Raw genomic sequence first — 17,323 nt, 5'->3', positions numbered from 1 at the left:
GGAGGAAATTAAAATGGCAGTAAAGATTAGATTAAAGAGAATGGGTCAGAAGAAGAGACCAATCTACAGAATCGTAGTAGCAGATGCAAGAGCACCTCGTGATGGTAGAAACATCGATGAGATCGGTACATACGATCCTAACCAGGAGCCAGCTGAGGTTACAGTTGACGCTGAGGCAGCTAAGAAGTGGATTGCTAACGGTGCAAAGCCAACAGAGACAGTTGCAAGACTTTTCAAGCAGGCAGGCGTTCAATAAGATAACTCGAAAGGAAAAGGATAATAGTGATGAAAGAATTAGTTGAAGTAATTGCGAAGTCACTTGTAGACAATCCTGATGAAGTTGTAGTTACAGAGAAAGAGGACGCTAAGTCTATCGTTGTAGAGCTTCGCGTTGCTCCTTCTGATATGGGCAAGGTTATTGGAAAGCAGGGCCGTATCGCCAAGGCTATTCGTGCAGTTGTTAAGGCTGCAGCTTCAAAGATTGACAAGAAAGTTATTGTTGATATAATTGATGTAAATTAAAGACAAAGGAGTCTGATTTATTCAGGCTCCTTTTTTTATATTCTGACAAATTATATAATCAACATTTAATATTGTTTTTTTATGGATACAATCCTTTACCACTTTAAGGTGATAGGCGTTTAAATGAATAAAATGCGTCGAAAAACCGCTATTTTTATATAAATATTACTAAATATAAATTGTAAATGCATAAATATACAAAAGTTGAATATTAGAAATTTTTTTACTATAATAAACCTACTTTATACAAGATATGGGGTTTTGTATACGGGATGTCTGTCAGGGAGATACAGATGTTTTTAAGGGAGAAATTTTTAATGCTAACATTAAGGCGTCTTAATGTATTAAGATTCATTTTTTATTGTTCAACATTATTCCAATAATTTCTTTTCTTAATAGAGGTTTTTACGTAAAAGCATTTTTATGAATAATAATGCTTTTTAAATCTGTGTTTTACTTACAGGGGTTTGCATTCTCGGGAAGAGATGTAGATAAATATAATTCAGGAGGATTACTTATGAAGAAGAAAAAGGTAGTTTCCCTTGTTCTTGCAGCTGCTATGGCACTTTCGATGGTAGGCTGTGGTTCAAAGGGTGGCGACAGCGCTTCAAAGGGTGGAGATTCAAAAGGCTCAGATACTCCACTTGTTATTGCATGGGACGCAATGAGCCAGAAGTTCAGCCCATTTTTTGCTGAGTCTGTTCCAGATAGTTACATCGAGGAGAAGCTTGTTAATATTTCATTAACAAGAACTACAAGAGGTGGTCAGTACATTCTTGATGGTATTGATGGTTACAAAGAAGATTACAACGGTACAGAGTACACTTACTACACACCATCAAAGATTGACATTACAGAGAATGAAGATGGAACAGTTACTTATGATATTACACTTAGAGATGACATTAAGTTCTCAGATGGTGAGCCACTTACTATTGATGACTTAATCTTTACAATGTACGCATACTCTGATCCAACTTATGATGGACCAGGTACATTCTCTTCACTTCCTGTAGAGGGTATGGAAGAATATAGAAGTGGTGTTTCAACACTTTCATCACTTATCGCTGCTGCTGGTAAAGACAATACAGACTTTACTAATTGGACAGAAGAGCAGCAGAAGGCTTTCTGGGATGCATGCGCTAACGAAGGTGCAGCATTTACACAGTCTATCGTAGATTACATGGTAGAAGCTGGTGCAGCTGCTGATAAAGATGATGTTAAGACAGCTGCTGCTGCTTGGGGATTTGAACTTCCAGATGGCGCTACTACAGAAGACTTCTTCATGGCAATCGGTGAGCAGTACGGATGGAACTTCTCAGCAATGGATAAGGAAGCTGCTAGTGTAACAATCGCTGATTCATTCCCAGCAGATGTTCTTACAATGTCTACAACTGGTGTTGAGACTGGCGAGTCTGCAGACCACATTTCTGGTATTGTTAAGACTGGTGATTACTCAATGACACTTACACTTACAGAGTTCTCTGCTCCAGCAATTGAGAAGCTTGCACTTCCAATCGCTCCAATGCATTACTATGGTGACAAGGCACAGTATGATTACGATAATAACAAGTTTGGTTTCCCTAAGAATGATCTTTCATCAATCAGAGAAAAGACAACAAAGCCACTTGGCGCTGGTCCTTTCACATTTAAGGAATACTCAAACAAGGTTGCTTACTTAGAGGCAAATGAGAACTTCTACCTTGGTGCTCCTGGCGTATCTGAGATTCAGTTTAAGGAGACACAGGAAGCTGATAAGGTTCCTGCACTTGTTCAGGGTACAGCAGATATCGCTGAGCCTTCATTCTCTAAGGCAACATCAGAGCAGATTTCTTCTGAAAACTCTGAGAACGACTTAGTTGGTGATACAATCACAACTCAGCTTACAGATTACCTTGGTTATGGTTACATTGGTATGTGCTCACTTAACGTAAAGGTTGGTAACGATCCTTCAAGCGAGCAGTCAAAGGATTTACGTAAGGCTATCGCAACAGTTATCGCAGCATACCGTGATGTAGTTATTGATTCTTACTATGGAGAGGCAGCAGAGGTTATTAACTACCCAATTTCAAACTCTTCATGGGCAGCTCCACAGAAGTCTGATCCAGATTACGAAATCGCATTCTCTAAGGATGTTGATGGCAACGAAATCTACTCAGATGGTATGAGCGATGATGAGAAGTATGATGCAGCTCTTCAGGCAGCTCTTGGCTACTTCGAGGCAGCTGGTTACACAGTTGAGGATGGCAAGCTTACAGCTGCTCCTGCTGGTGCTAAGCTTTCTTACGAAGCTATGATTCCTGGTATGGGTTCTGGTGATCATCCATCATTTGGTATCCTTACAGCAGCTTCTGAGGCATTTGCTAAGATTGGCTTTGAGCTTACTATTAACGATCTTTCAGATTCTTCAGTACTTTGGGATACACTTTCAGCTCAGAAGGCTGAAATCTGGTGTGCAGCTTGGGGTGCTACAGCTGATCCTGATATGTATCAGGTATACCACAGCAAGGGTGGTTCAGCTTACCAGTATGCTATTTATTCTGAAGAGCTTGATAAGCTTATTGAGGATGCTAGAGCATCTGCTGACCAGGCTTACAGAAAGGCTACTTACAAGGAGTGTCTTGACTTTATCGTAGATTACGCTGTTGAGATTCCTATTTACCAGAGACAGAATTGTGTAACATACGCAACACAGCGTGTTAACACAGATACTATAGTAAAGGATGCAACACCTTTCTATGACATCTTTGATGATCTTGCTAATCTTCAGATGAGATAATTATCAATACTGGATATTGATTAAGTTGCTTCTTGGGGCTTAGGCCCCAAGAAGACATTTTTATGATAAAGGTATTTTATGATGGGATGGAGTTTTGGAGAGTTTGAGGGCGTTTTCTATAAACGTTTTTTTGTCCTATCATAAAATACCTTTATTGGGGTCTAAAAATAAAGAAAGGAATTACAATAATGAAAAAATTTGTAATCAAAAGACTATTATTATCGATAGTAATATTGTTTTTTGTTTCTATGATTATCTATTGCATCATGCGTGCAATGCCTACTTCATTCGTAGAACAGAAAGCAATGCAGCTATCACAGAAACCTGGTGCAAAGAGCTATCAGGAATGGATTGATCAGCTCAATGCTGCATACGGCTTGGACGTTGGCATCGTTCCGGGCTACTTTAAATGGTTGGCTAAGGCTATCCGCTTTGATTTCGGCGACAGCTGGTACTTTAATATGCCAGTACTTGAGAAGTTCTCAAGCGTTATTTGGTATTCATTTGCACTTGGTCTTGCATCTTTCATCCTTGAGATAGTTATCGCTATTCCTCTTGGTGTTGTTGCTGCAAGAAAGCAGTATAGTGCAGTAGATTATTCTGTAGTCGTATTTGCACTTATTGGTATTTCATTACCTAGCTTCTTCTTTGCTACAATTTTGAAATACATTTTCTCAGTTAAGCTTGGAATTTTTGATTTGTACGGTATTGTAGGTCGTAACTATTTGAATCTTTCTGTAGGCGGCAAGATTCTTGATATGGCATATCACATGGTTCTTCCTGTAATTACTCTTACTATTGTATCTGTTGGTTACTTAATGCGTTACACACGTACTAACATGCTTGAAGTTTTAAGCGCAGATTACATTCGTACTGCTAGAGCAAAGGGTCTTTCTGAAAAGAGAGTAGTAAATTATCATGCTTTCAGAAATATCTTGATTCCAATCGTTACATTACTTGGTTCATCACTTCCAGGATTATTTGGTGGTGCTCTTATTACAGAAACACTGTTCCAGATTCCAGGAATCGGCTATACATCATATCAGTGCATCGTACAGGGAGATATCCCATTTGTAATGTTCTATATGCTGTTCTTTGCAGTTTTAATTCTTTTAGGAAACCTTATTGCAGATATTCTTTATGCTGTAGTAGATCCTAGAGTTAGAGTAAATTAAAAGGAGAGATATCGTGGCAGACGTAAGAAATATTGAAAATGAAGAAGAGCTTGCTTTAGATGATGCTAACCGTGTCCAGGTACTTTCTCCTGGAATGATGGTAGCAAAGCGTTTCTTTAGAAATAAGCTTGCTATTGCAGGTCTTGTAATTATAATTTGTATGTTTTTATTCGCTTTCTTAGGCGGAGTTATTATTCCATATTCTCAGAGTCAGGTATTCTATACTACTGAAGAAATGAAGAAGGACTATGCTGGTGCAACTCTTATCACTGATTACCAGGTTTTTGCAGCTGATGGCGTAGAGCTTCCTTCAGATATTGGGGCAAAGCTTATCCTTGCTCTTACAAAAAAGCAGGATGTTGTTGAAACAAGAGATGGTTCGCAGTTTTCTCTTGTAGAGCTTGATGAGAATTCATTTGAAATTAAAAAGGTAGGTGGAGCTGAGACACTTGCTGTTGCAGCAAAGCTTCAGGTTACACCAGTTGATTCATCTAAGAAGCTTTCAGGTACATTCAATGTAAATCTTATTAAGGCTCTTGCAACAGATGAGACAATGTTTGCAGCTGACGATGAAAGATACACTGTAGATGAGCATGGAAATGGTGCATTAGTTACAGCGGCTGATGGTAGTGAAGTAGCATATATCAGCGGCTATAGCATGAATGCAGTTGAAAGTGGTGTTACTCTTACAGTTGATTTCAGAGAAGCTATTGTAGAAGCTATTAACAATGGTTCTTCAGAGTTTAAATTTGCAGGCGAAGATGGTGAGGAAGAATATCAGGTTTCTAACAAGAACGGTCAGTATCTTATTACAAAATATAAGTCTACAAGCGTTATTAACCAGTTTGAGTCACCTTCTGCAAAACATTTAGTTGGTACAGATGGAAATGGTATGGACTTACTTGCAAGACTTATGTATGGTGGTCGTATTTCCCTTCTTATCGGTTTCGTAGTAGTAGCTATAGAGCTTTTACTTGGTATTATCGTCGGTGGTACAGCAGGCTTCTTTGGAGGCTGGGTAGATAACCTTCTTATGAGATTTGTAGATATTATCTATTGTATCCCAACAATGCCACTTTACCTTATTATTGGTTCAATCATGGATTTCTACAAGGTAGACGCCGGTATTCGTATTTTCTACCTATGTATTATCATGGGTGTTATCGGTTGGGTTAGCTTGGCTCGTATAGTACGTGGACAGATTTTATCTCTTCGTGAGCAGGAATTTATGACTGCTTGTGAAGCTTGTGGTATTAGCATTAGAAGAAGAATCTTTAAGCACTTAATTCCTAATGTTATTCCACAGCTTGTAGTATTTGCATCTATGGGTGTAGGTGAGGTTATCCTTGCAGAGTCTACACTTTCATATTTAGGACTTGGAGTTAAGTATCCTGCAGCATCTTGGGGTAATATCATCAATGCTGTTACAGATTCATACGTTATGACTAACTACTGGTTCGTATGGATTCCAGCTGGATTCTTAATCCTTCTTACAGTACTTGCATTTAACTTTATCGGAGACGGACTTCGTGACGCCTTTGATCCAAAGATGAAGAGATAGAGGTGTGAAATGGCAAAAAAGAATGTAAATTATATTAGTGCCAAGGAATCTCGTAGAATTGCGAAGGAAAATCGCAAGATTACAAAGGAATTCGAGGCAAAGAGAAATAGAAAGCATATTCCAGAAGAAGAATATGTAACTCAGATGAAAAATCCTGAGAACTGTGTTGAATTTGATGATGTTCATACATACTTCTTCACAGATATCGGAACAGTTAAGGCTGTTGACGGTGTTTCATTCAACGTACCACAGGGAAAAACTGTTGGTATCGTTGGTGAATCTGGCTGTGGTAAGTCAGTTACTTCACTTTCAATGCTTCAGCTTGTTCAGCGTCCACAGGGACAGACAGTTTCTGGTGAAATCAGATTCAATGACGGAAATAGAGTAATTAATGTTGTTAATGCTCCAGATTCAGTTATGCGAAGCATGCGTGGCGAGAAGATGTCAATGATCTTCCAGGAGCCAATGACAGCACTTAACCCTGTATTTAGAATCGGTGCTCAGATTGATGAGGTTATCAAGCTTCACCGTCCAGAAATGAGCGACGAGGATATCAAGGCACGTACAATTGAAATGCTTGGTATGGTTGGTATTGCTAATAAGGAAGGCGTTTACAGCATGTATCCACATGAGCTTTCAGGTGGTATGAGACAGCGTGTATGTATCGCTATGGCCTTAGCTTGTGAGCCAAAGCTTATCGTAGCTGATGAGCCTACAACAGCTCTTGATGTTACTATCCAGGCACAGATTCTTGACCTTCTTCGTGACCTTAAGGACAGAATCAACAGTTCAATCATGCTTATCACACACGACCTTGGTGTTGTTGCTGAGATGGCTGATTATGTTGTTGTTATGTACGCTGGCCGTGTAGTAGAAAAGGGTACTGCACAGGAAATCTTCAAGGACCCAAGACATCCATATACAATCGGTCTTATGAAGTCTAAGCCTGTAGTTGGACAGAAGGTTGATGAGCTTTACTCAATCCCTGGTTCTGTTCCAAACCCAGTAAATATGCCAAATTATTGTTACTTCAAAGATAGATGTGATATGTGTATGGAATGCTGTAACGGCGAATTTCCAGAGGAATATTATGTTTCAGACACACATATGGTAAGATGCTACAGATGTAAAGAGGAGGGTGAAAGACATGAGTAACGAGAAAGATTATATTCTAGAAGTCAATCACCTTAAGAAATATTTCCCTATTAAGGGTGGCTTCTTCGGTGGTGTAACTGGAGAGGTTAAGGCTGTTGATGATGTCTCTTTCAAAATCGAAAGAGGCACAACAATGGGTCTTGTAGGTGAGTCAGGTTGTGGTAAGTCTACAACAGGACGTACAATCCTTCGTCTTATTGAAAAGACAGATGGTGATGTAATATTTAATGGTAAGGAAGTATACGATTATTCTAAGAAGGAGCTTAGGGACCTTCGTACAAAGATGCAAATCGTATTCCAGGATCCATATTCATCACTTTCACCACGTCTTCCAATTGGTGAAATTATTGGAGAGGCTGTTAGAGAGCATGGCTTAGTTCCAAAGGAAGAGTACGACGAGTACATTTCTAAGGTAATGGCTGAGTGTGGTCTTCAGGAGCATCACAAGGATAGATATCCTCATGAGTTCTCAGGTGGACAGAGACAGCGTGTATGTATCGCTCGTGCACTTGCTCTTAATCCTGACTTCATTGTTTGCGATGAGCCTGTATCTGCTCTTGATGTTTCTATTCAGGCGCAGATTATCAACCTTCTTCGCAAGCTTCAGAAGGATAGAGGTCTTACATACCTCTTCATTTCACATGACCTTTCAGTAGTAGAGCATATCTCTGATACTGTTGGTGTTATGTACCTTGGTGGTCTTGTTGAGACAGGTAAGACAGAGGATATTTTCGCAAATCCTCTTCATCCTTATACAAAGGCATTGTTCTCAGCTATTCCAATGCCAGACCCTGATTACAAGAAGGACAGAGTTCCTCTCGAGGGTGATATCCCATCACCAGCTAACCCACCTAAGGGATGTAAGTTCCATACAAGATGTTCAGAGTGCATGGGCATTTGTAAGGAAGTTGCTCCAGAAGCAAAGGATATGGGTAACGGCCATGTTGTAAGATGTCACTTATATGATGACAAATAAAATTAGGAAATTTAAATATGAAAGATAAATTTGATTTTTTAAGAAAAATATTTTCTTGTGAAAACTCAGATTTACTTCTTAAGGCTTACAAGTCTCTCAGCAATGAGGGACTTGAAGTGTATATAGAAGTAAATGAAGGAGAATTCATTGTAGTAAGTGAAAATACAATATCTGATGCAACTACTTTGTATGTGCCTGCCGCTGATTGGTCATTTTCAAAAGATGTTTTGACAAAAGAGGGACTTTCAGAGTATATTACTGAGTATGTCATACCATCTCACATTCAGGCTGAGATTGACAAGACAGAAGAGATACTTTTAAAGAAAAGAAAAACAGTATATATAGAAACACTCATTGTTTTTGTTCTCTTTGTCATTTACATTATTTTTACAATGGTTACCCATTAGAAGGAGTTTATATTTGGAAGATTTATATCAGGTTGGAGCAATTACACAGACTCATGGTATTAAGGGTGAGGTAAAGGTTTTTCCTTTAACTGACGATATTTCACGTTTTAAAAACATGAAGCATTTACTTTTGGACGGAGGCAAGGACGGTTATATCGAGCTTGAGGTTCAGAACGTTCGTCAGCAGAAGAATATCGTTATTCTTAAATTTAAGGGAATCGACAATATTAACGATATCGAAAAATATAAGGGACGTGGTCTTTATGTTACAAAGGAAAACCGTGTTGAGCTTAAAGAGGATGAATACTTTATTGCAGATTTAATCGGTGTAAAGGTTTATCTTGATACAGATGAGAATACAGAATTTGGTGAGATTACAGATGTACTGCAGACAGGTGCAAATGATGTGTATGAAATCGAAATGACAAATGGCTCATCAGTTCTTGTTCCTGCAATCAAAGACTGTATCAAAGCTGTAGATATGGAAAACAATAAAATGATTATTCATCTTTTGGATGGATTGTTAGGAGAATAGATTTATGAAGTTTTATATACTAACATTATTTCCAGAGATGATTGAAGGAGTACTTAACACAAGTATTCTTGGCAGAGCTAAAAACGCAGGCTGCATTTCTTTCGAGGCCATTAATATTAGGGATTACACATTAGATAAGCACAAAAAGGTAGACGATTATCCTTATGGAGGTGGAGCAGGCATGGTTATGCAGGCTCAGCCTATATATGATGCATACCAGGCAGTTTGTGAAAAAGCAAGCCATCACGTTAAGTGTATTTATCTTACACCTCAGGGACAGCTTTTTACTCAGCCAGCAGCAAAAACTCTTGCATTAGAAGAAGATATTTGCCTGCTTTGCGGCCATTACGAAGGTATTGATGAGCGAGTTTTAGAGGAAATCGTTGATGAGTATTATTCTATTGGCGATTATGTGCTTACTGGTGGGGAGCTTCCATCTCTTGTTATGATTGATGCTATATCAAGAATGGTTCCAGGAGTTCTTACTAATTCAGATTCAGGTGAGGATGAATCACTCGAAAACAATCTACTTGAATATCCTCAGTATTCTAGACCTGAAACATGGAATGGACGTAAGGTTCCACCTATTTTATTATCAGGTGATCACGCTAAGGTAGATGCATGGAGACATGAGCAATCAATCGAACGTACAAAGGAAAGAAGACCTGATTTATACGCAAAATTTCTTGAAAATGATTGTTGAAATTAGTAAACAATCATGCTATTATTAATGAGTTGCTAAAGAAGAGATGGTCCGCTGTTATTCAATAGGGAATATCAAGAACGTCGCCAGTTTAGGAGGATTTAAAATGAACGCAAACGAGATTATTAGAAACATCGAAGCAGCTGAGCTTAAGAGCGAAGTTGAAGAGTTCGCAGTAGGCGACACAGTTAAGGTTTACGGCCGTATCGTTGAAGGTAACCGTACACGTACTCAGGTATTTGAGGGTACAGTTATTAAGAGACAGGGCGGAAGCAACCGTGAGACATTCACAGTTCGTAAGTCATCAAACGGTGTTGGTGTTGAAAAGACTTGGCCACTTCACAGCCCTAACGTTGAGAAGATCGAAGTAGTTAGAAAAGGTAAAGTTCGTAGAGCTAAGCTATTCTACCTCAGAGAGCTCACAGGTAAGAAGGCAAAGGTTAAAGAGAGAATCTAGTCTCGAAAGTTCGAACAGTCGCAGGTTTTGCGACTGTTCTTTATTTTTATTGCAAAGTGCGGTATATTTATACTATAGAATAAAAGTAGGAAACTTAGTATGATTACATCAATTAGCAGTTTTTTTAGTAGCTTGTTTCGCCGTAGAAATAGCGGGCTTAATTTTAATAGAAGACGTAGAAAAATCAATTTTGATAAAGTTCGATATGTTCTTATATTCGCTGCAGAGATAGCAGCAGTTGTCTTGCTGGCATTTGGCGTTGTACTTGCTTTTGGAAAACAAGTAGAATGTTCTAATGCATCTATGGAACCCACCTACGAAACATCCGATATATTACTTGTAAACACTATTGCATACAAGTTCGCTGAACCTAAAACAGGAGATGTTATTGCTTTTAAGCCTAAATCTAATGTTAACGCTAGCTACAGTGTTAAGCGAGTTATTGGTATTCCAGGTGATACTATTTATATTAGTAATGGAAGAATCTACCTTAATGACGAACTATACAAAGAAAATCTTGAGGTGGAAAGAATAGATAACCCAGGAATTGCAGCTTCACCAATTACATTATTGGATGACCAGTATTTTGTGCTTGGAGATAATCGCAATTCTTCAGAAGATTCCAGATACGAAAGCGTTGGCTTCGTTTCAGGAGAAGATATACTAGGAAAGGTTTGGTTAGACTTTCCTTTTAAATAACGATTAAGAGGTGCTTATGGAATTTCAATGGTATCCAGGACATATGACCAAGGCAAAGCGTCAGATGCAGGAGGATATAAAGCTTATAGATTTGATTATTGAGGTAATAGATGCTAGATGCCCGGTATCCAGCACAAACCCTGATATCAATTCTCTTGCAAATGGAAAGCTTAGACTTGTTTTACTTAACAAATCAGATTTATCTGATAGAGCTGCCAACCAAAAATGGATTGAGTATTACAAATCCAAAGGATATTACGCGGTAGAGCTTGATTCTAGAGATAGAAAAAATATGAAGGGTGTACAGGCTACTTTAGATGAGGTGTGTGCAGCCAAATTTGAAAAAGACAGAAAGCGCGGTATCAAAAATCGTCCTGTCAGAGCAATGGTAGTTGGAATACCTAATGTTGGTAAATCTACATTTATCAATTCTTTCGCTGGTAAATCAGTTGCTAAAACTGGTAACAAGCCAGGCGTAACCAAAGGAAAGCAATGGATTAAGCTTAACAAATCTGTTGAGCTTTTAGATACACCAGGTATCCTTTGGCCAAAGTTTGAGGACAAAATAGTAGGTCTACATCTTGCATTTATTGGCTCTATTAACGATGCCATTATCGAAACAAGAGAATTAGCTCTTGAGCTTACTGATTTTCTTAAATCGGAATATCCAGGTGTTTTAAAGGCCAGATATGATGTAGATGAAGATAAAGTAAATCATGAAATAATAACAGGCATTGCTGAAAAACGAAATTTTGTCAAAAAAGGTTCTGAGTTAGATTTTGATAAAGCTTGTTTTGTACTAATAGATGAATTTAGAAGCGGAAGTTTAGGAAAAATATCACTCGAAAGGCCATAAATCATGAAAGTAATTGACTTTAACGAAGAAGAACAGCAGATTAAAAGAGACATTGAAAAGGCAAGACAGAACATGAAGGATGTAGAGGATTTATCAGATTTTGATGAAGCTAAAGCTAAGAAGGATGATGACGATAACATCACTAAAGAATCCTTGGGCAAAGAAGTTGTTAGCGTAATTATTAATGTGCTAGTTTGTTTTGCTATAGTATTTCTCATTACACATTTTGTTGGACAAAGAACAGTTGTTAGTGGTTCCTCAATGGAAGATACATTATCAGATGGTGACAATCTTATTGTTGACAAGCTTAGCTACAGATTCCATAATCCTGAAAGATATGATGTAGTTGTATTCCCTTATCAGTACGAAGAAGACACATATTACATTAAACGTATTATTGGACTTCCTGGCGAGGTAGTTAACATTGATAGTGATGGAACAATTTATATCAATGGTGAGCCTTTGGATGAAACTTATGGAACAGAAACTATTCTTAATTCTGGTTTAGCGGCAAGTGATATTCTACTTGGACCAGATGAATATTTTGTTTTAGGTGATAACAGAAACAATAGTACTGATTCCAGATTTGAACAGGTTGGAAACATTCATGGAAGCGATATTGTTGGAAAAGCTTGGGTAAGAGTTTATCCATTTAATGAATTTGGACTAGTTGATAACATAGAATAAAATGAGCGAGAAGAAGATTACTGAAATACAAAAAGAATATAAAGAGGTTCCTATAGAAGGCCTTCCAGATTTTATCGAGGAGTATATTTCTGATGGAAGACCTGGCGTTTCCAAAATCATTGGTGTTGCCCAAAAGAGAATGGAAAAGCTTAGAATTGAAAAGGAACGAATCGAAAAGCTTAAGGAATATGAAAACCAGTATTGGGATACTGTAAGCTATATCGGTGGAATAGATGAAGTTGGTAGAGGTCCACTTGCAGGCCCTGTTGTTACAGCGTGCGTTGTTTTACCAAAGGATTGTAGCATCCTTTATATTAACGATTCTAAAAAGCTATCTGCTGCAAAGCGTGACGAGCTTTATGATATTATCATGAAGGAAGCTGTTTCTGTAGGTATAGGCGTAGTTTCAGAAAAGCGTATTGATGAAATTAACATTCTTCAGGCTACATACGAAGCTATGCGACAGGCTATTGCAGAGTCTACAGTAGAACCAGAGATTCTACTTAATGATGCGGTTACAATTCCTGGTGTAAATATTAAACAGGTTCCAATTATTAAAGGTGATGCAAAATCAATATCTATTGGCGCCGCCAGCATTATTGCCAAGGTTACAAGAGATAGAATGATGGTAGAATACGATAAGATGTATCCTATGTATCATTTTGCATCAAACAAGGGCTACGGAAGTGCAGAGCATATTGCAGCGCTTAAGGAATATGGCCCTTGCCCAATTCATAGACGTTCCTTTATTGGGAATTTTGTTGATTTTTAATAGGTGACATATGAACATTAACACAGGACTGAATCCCTACAACTCAAATTATGTAAATCAGGCTGCTGATAGGACAAAGATGAGTCAGAGTAAGTCGCTGACTGGCAGCATTACGGACACCTTTAAGGAAGGCGAGGTCTTTGAGGGTTCTGTTAATTCTGTGGAAAATGGTAAGGTAACTATCGGCCTTGCAAATGGTCAGACTATGACTGCAAGACTTGATTCTGGTGTCAGCATTACGCCTGGTCAGTCTGTGTTTTTTGAAGTAAAAAGCAATGATGGTAATCTCGTACAAATTCGTCCTGTTTCTTTAACAGGTCTAGAGGCTAATCCCACACTTTTAAAAGCTCTGGATATGGCTAATCTTGCCGCAAGTGAGCGCACTATTAATATGGTTAATTCAATGATGCAAAATTCTATGTCTATTAGTCCAGAGAATCTTGCAGCGATGAATCGCGCCATGATTAATAATCCTGGGGTTGATATTACCACACTTGTTACTATGGCAAAGCATGAAATGGCTCTAACGCCCGAAAATGTTAATATGTTCCAAAATTATGCCAGCGATAGAGCAGTGCTTTCAAATAATTTTGAAGTTATTTCTGATATGTTGCCTGAGTTGATGGCATCCGATGAGCTATCTGTATCAGATGTGATAAGCATCAACAATAGCATTAAAGAAATTTTTATTGCTGATGAAAATGTTAATGTAGGTGTAGGTCAGGAGACGGTTTCTGCTGTAAATGCTGAAGGACAAGCTGTAAATCCAGAAACTCAGGTTAATCCTAATCAGCAGTCTGAGGTAAATACATTATCTAAGGATGCTTTACAAGAAGATATTCTTATTACTAATGATAAATTAGCAGATGGGCTTAGTGCTTTAAATGATCCTAAGGTACCAAATCCTGCAACCCAGGCCAATAATATAGAAATTACAAATACATTAGAAGAAAATATATCAGTAAATACTAAAACAGAGGCTAATCAACAGATTATAAACGAAAAAGCAGTAGCTGAATTTGAAACGGGAGCCAATACATTAAATAATATTGCCAGTGAAAAGCAGGTACTATCATTTAATACGCTTCTTAATAATCTTCCAGATTTTCCAAAAGACAATAATCTTGTTTTTGCAGAAAATGGTACACTTAAGGCTGATGCAGATGTGAATCAGCTGTTTAGAGAAATTAGTGATTATCTAAATAATCATCCTGATATTCCAAAGGAAACACTTAATGATATTGTGAAGAATCCTTTATATAGAGGACTTCTTAAGAATATAATTTCAAACAGCTTTGCCCTTGAGCCCAAGGATGTTACAAAGCCTGGGGAAATATCAAAGCTTTACGAAAGAGTTTTAAAGCAGACAGAAGCTTTGGAGAGATTGGTATCAAGCTTTAATAATAAGGCTTCTGATTCTATTAAGAATCAAACAAATGAAATAAAACAAAATATAAACTTTATGAATTCTGCTAACGAAATGTATAATTTTGTGCAGATTCCACTTAAGATGTATAATCAGAATACTGACAGTATGCTTTATGTAAGGCAGAACAAGAAAAGCTCCTATGAAGCAGGTGAAGAAATCACAGCATTTCTTCATTTTGATATGGAATATCTTGGACCTACAGATGTGTTTATTAGCCTTAAGGAAGCAAATGTTGGCTGCAAATGGAATTTGGCAAGCGAACAGTCTATGAAGCTTATCGAGGATAATCTTGATATTTTAACTGAGCGTCTTGCTAAAAAGGGCTTTAATGTTTCTTCAGAGGTGGTTTGTGGTGAACCAAAGACAAGCTTTGTAGAGGATTTCCTTGGGGAGGTTCCCGTGGATGTTAATGATAAAACAGAGGGAATCGTTCACAGATACAGCTTTGATATGCGAGCATGAGGTGAATTATGGCAGAGGAAAAAGCTTTTGATAAAAATAAAACTGCAGTTGCTCTTTCCTATGAAGCAGGTGATTCTGCGCCTAGAATCCTGGCCTCAGGCAAGGGCTATGTGGCAGAACAAATCATAGAGGAAGCAAAAAAAGCGGATGTACCTTTCTATGAGGATAATGAGCTTGCTCAAACCCTTAGCAAGCTTAATATAGGTGACGCCATTCCACCTGAATTATATGAAGTTGTTGCTGAAATCTTAGTTTTTGTTAATGACATGGAAAAGATTAAAGCAAAGTTAGGTTAGAATAGAGGTTTATTTGAATAATAGAAGACAAGGTAATGATTTTGAACAGCTTGCCGCAGATTTTTTGAAATCCAATGGAATGACTATATTAAAAACAAATTTTTATTGTAAAATGGGTGAGGTAGATATCATTGCAAAGGATGATGAATATCTGGTTTTTGTTGAGGTTAAATATCGAAGCTCCAGAAATAAAGGCTCCGGCTTTGAAGCTGTTAATTTCAATAAAATGAGAAAAATCAGCCGTGTTGCTGATTATTACTTGTATAGTAATCACTATGGTGGTTCTACTAATGTTAGGTTTGATGTTGTTGTTATAGAGGAAGGACAATTAAAGCATCTTAAGAATGCTTTTGAATATATACCAGTATGTTAAATTCAAGTCATAAAATAGCCAGTGTTATGGAAGGCAGCCCAGCTGAAAGAGCAGGCCTTTTTCCTGGCGATATAATTACAAAAATAAATGATGTTACTTTAGTTGATATTTTTGATTATCATTATTATTCGGATGATGCAAATATCACTGTTGAGCTGTTGCATGAGGATGGCACTACTTCGTCAGTTTTTGTTGAAAAGGAAGAGGGAGAGGATTTAGGAGTAATGTTCTGTAATGGTCTTATGGATGATTACAAATCATGCTCAAATAAATGTGCCTTTTGTTTCATCGATCAAATGCCACCTGGCATGAGAGATACACTGTATTTCAAGGATGATGACACCAGACTTTCATTTTTGCAGGGTAATTATGTAACTCTCACAAATATGAAGATGGCTGATTTAGATAGAATTATTGCCTACAAGCTTGGGCCTATCAATATTTCTGTTCATGCTACTAATCCAGAGCTTAGAGTAAAGCTTTTGCACAACAGATTTGCAGGTGATATTTTAGATAAGATTCGTAAGCTTTATGAAGCAGAGATTCCTATGAATGCCCAGGTTGTTGCATGTCCTGGATTAAATGACGGTGAAGAATTAGATAGAACTATATCTGATTTGCTTCAGTTTGCTCCTGTAATGGGCTCTATGTCAGTAGTTCCAGTTGGAATAACTAAATTTAGAGATGGTTTGTTTCCACTTAGAACATATACAGCTGAAGAAGCAGGAAAAGTTATTGATCAGATTGAGCATTGGCAGGACGTTGCTATGCAACGTGTCGGCAATCATTTTGTTCAGGCATCTGACGAATGGTATATCTTAGCAGGTAGACCACTTCCAGAAGCCGATAGATATGATGGTTTTATCCAGCTTGAAAATGGTGTTGGAATGCTTCGCCTTTTGCATGAAGAGGTTTTGGACGCTTTAGAGGACATCAAAAAGCCGCTTTTCATGAGAAAACGTCATGTTACTATTGCAACAGGAAAGCTTGCAGCTCCTTTCATGAGACAGCTAGCAGATATTATTACTGAAAAGTTTAATAAAGTCACTGTTGATGTTGTTCCAATCACAAATGAATTCTTCGGAGAAGAAATTACAGTTTCTGGACTAATCACTGGACAGGATTTAATAAAACAGCTTAAGGATAAAAACTTGGGAGATAATCTTCTTTTATCCTGCACAATGCTTAGAAGCGGTGAAGAAGTATTTCTTGATGATATTACCCTTTCTGAGCTTGAGGAAACTTTACAAGTTAAAACACGTATAGTACAATCAGACGGTCGCGACTTCGTATACGCGATAATCGGACGATAAAATTTACGCTGTGTTCAAAATCTCACGTTAACAATGATTCCGAATTCTTATGTCGACTGATGTCTCCTTCAGAATTGAAATACATTGTTAACTAGATTTTGTTCTACAGTTTATAGATGAGTAATCAGTAGTTCACAAGCTATTATGATTCTCAAGAGAAGCGTTC

At 37.8% G+C, this 17,323-nt stretch carries 19 protein-coding genes; all 19 read left to right on the top strand.

Translation table 11 applies throughout. The features are described 5' to 3' along the window. The first annotated feature begins 13 nt into the window (after positions 1–13). The 19 genes from rpsP (at position 14) to G611_RS0111840 (ending at position 17,157) form a co-directional block, all read left to right on the top strand. Positions 14–256, top strand: a complete 243-nt coding sequence (gene rpsP, locus G611_RS0111930) for a 30S ribosomal protein S16 (RefSeq protein WP_015549838.1) — start codon at positions 14–16, stop codon at positions 254–256. 29 nt (positions 257–285) lie between these two features. Then, positions 286–522, top strand: coding sequence for a KH domain-containing protein (locus G611_RS0111925; RefSeq protein ID WP_028243814.1), 237 nt, complete (start codon positions 286–288; stop codon positions 520–522). Positions 523–1,039: 517 nt separating this feature from the next. Next, complete coding sequence (locus G611_RS0111920; RefSeq protein WP_028243813.1) at positions 1,040–3,301, top strand: ABC transporter substrate-binding protein; 2,262 nt, start codon at positions 1,040–1,042, stop codon at positions 3,299–3,301. Positions 3,302–3,489: 188 nt separating this feature from the next. Beyond that, on the top strand, positions 3,490–4,476 hold the full coding sequence (locus tag G611_RS0111915; RefSeq protein WP_028243812.1) for an ABC transporter permease: 987 nt from the start codon (positions 3,490–3,492) through the stop codon (positions 4,474–4,476). A gap of 13 nt (positions 4,477–4,489) precedes the next feature. After that, positions 4,490–6,037 carry an ABC transporter permease gene (locus G611_RS15490; protein ID WP_028243811.1) on the top strand — a complete coding sequence of 516 codons (1,548 nt, stop codon included), beginning with the start codon at positions 4,490–4,492 and terminating at the stop codon, positions 6,035–6,037. Between the two features lie 9 nt (positions 6,038–6,046). After that, positions 6,047–7,192 (top strand): ABC transporter ATP-binding protein, encoded by a 1,146-nt coding sequence (locus tag G611_RS0111905; RefSeq protein ID WP_028243810.1) that lies wholly within the window; start codon positions 6,047–6,049, stop codon positions 7,190–7,192. Beyond that, on the top strand, positions 7,185–8,168 hold the full coding sequence (locus G611_RS0111900; RefSeq protein ID WP_051195247.1) for an ABC transporter ATP-binding protein: 984 nt from the start codon (positions 7,185–7,187) through the stop codon (positions 8,166–8,168). The genes G611_RS0111905 and G611_RS0111900 overlap by 8 nt, the downstream gene beginning before the upstream one ends. Before the next feature lie 17 nt (positions 8,169–8,185). Next, on the top strand, positions 8,186–8,575 hold the full coding sequence (locus G611_RS0111895; RefSeq protein ID WP_028243808.1) for a hypothetical protein: 390 nt from the start codon (positions 8,186–8,188) through the stop codon (positions 8,573–8,575). A gap of 13 nt (positions 8,576–8,588) precedes the next feature. Continuing rightward, positions 8,589–9,110 (top strand): ribosome maturation factor RimM, encoded by a 522-nt coding sequence (rimM, locus tag G611_RS0111890; RefSeq protein WP_028243807.1) that lies wholly within the window; start codon positions 8,589–8,591, stop codon positions 9,108–9,110. A 4-nt stretch (positions 9,111–9,114) separates the two neighbouring features. After that, the gene (gene trmD, locus G611_RS0111885) at positions 9,115–9,813 is read left to right on the top strand and encodes a tRNA (guanosine(37)-N1)-methyltransferase TrmD (RefSeq protein ID WP_028243806.1); all 699 of its coding nucleotides are present in this window, start codon (positions 9,115–9,117) and stop codon (positions 9,811–9,813) included. Positions 9,814–9,919: 106 nt separating this feature from the next. Next, complete coding sequence (gene rplS / locus G611_RS0111880; RefSeq protein WP_028243805.1) at positions 9,920–10,270, top strand: 50S ribosomal protein L19; 351 nt, start codon at positions 9,920–9,922, stop codon at positions 10,268–10,270. Between the two features lie 99 nt (positions 10,271–10,369). Beyond that, positions 10,370–10,969, top strand: a complete 600-nt coding sequence (gene lepB, locus G611_RS0111875) for a signal peptidase I (protein WP_051195246.1) — start codon at positions 10,370–10,372, stop codon at positions 10,967–10,969. Positions 10,970–10,985: 16 nt separating this feature from the next. Then, positions 10,986–11,825 carry a ribosome biogenesis GTPase YlqF gene (ylqF, locus tag G611_RS0111870; RefSeq protein WP_028243803.1) on the top strand — a complete coding sequence of 280 codons (840 nt, stop codon included), beginning with the start codon at positions 10,986–10,988 and terminating at the stop codon, positions 11,823–11,825. Positions 11,826–11,897: 72 nt separating this feature from the next. Further along, positions 11,898–12,512, top strand: a complete 615-nt coding sequence (gene lepB, locus G611_RS0111865) for a signal peptidase I (RefSeq protein ID WP_051195273.1) — start codon at positions 11,898–11,900, stop codon at positions 12,510–12,512. Position 12,513: 1 nt separating this feature from the next. Further along, positions 12,514–13,284, top strand: coding sequence for a ribonuclease HII (locus tag G611_RS0111860; protein WP_028243801.1), 771 nt, complete (start codon positions 12,514–12,516; stop codon positions 13,282–13,284). A 10-nt stretch (positions 13,285–13,294) separates the two neighbouring features. Then, positions 13,295–15,175, top strand: coding sequence for a flagellar hook-length control protein FliK (locus tag G611_RS0111855; protein WP_028243800.1), 1,881 nt, complete (start codon positions 13,295–13,297; stop codon positions 15,173–15,175). An 8-nt stretch (positions 15,176–15,183) separates the two neighbouring features. After that, positions 15,184–15,471 carry an EscU/YscU/HrcU family type III secretion system export apparatus switch protein gene (locus G611_RS0111850; RefSeq protein ID WP_028243799.1) on the top strand — a complete coding sequence of 96 codons (288 nt, stop codon included), beginning with the start codon at positions 15,184–15,186 and terminating at the stop codon, positions 15,469–15,471. 13 nt (positions 15,472–15,484) lie between these two features. Next, positions 15,485–15,844 carry a YraN family protein gene (locus G611_RS0111845; protein WP_028243798.1) on the top strand — a complete coding sequence of 120 codons (360 nt, stop codon included), beginning with the start codon at positions 15,485–15,487 and terminating at the stop codon, positions 15,842–15,844. Next, positions 15,838–17,157, top strand: coding sequence for a DUF512 domain-containing protein (locus G611_RS0111840; protein ID WP_028243797.1), 1,320 nt, complete (start codon positions 15,838–15,840; stop codon positions 17,155–17,157). The genes G611_RS0111845 and G611_RS0111840 overlap by 7 nt, the downstream gene beginning before the upstream one ends. Positions 17,158–17,323 lie beyond the last annotated feature (166 nt).

The organism is Pseudobutyrivibrio ruminis AD2017 (assembly GCF_000424305.1).
GTDB classification, from domain to species: domain Bacteria; phylum Bacillota; class Clostridia; order Lachnospirales; family Lachnospiraceae; genus Pseudobutyrivibrio; species Pseudobutyrivibrio ruminis_B.
This window is presented reverse-complemented; position numbering and strand designations above follow the sequence as displayed.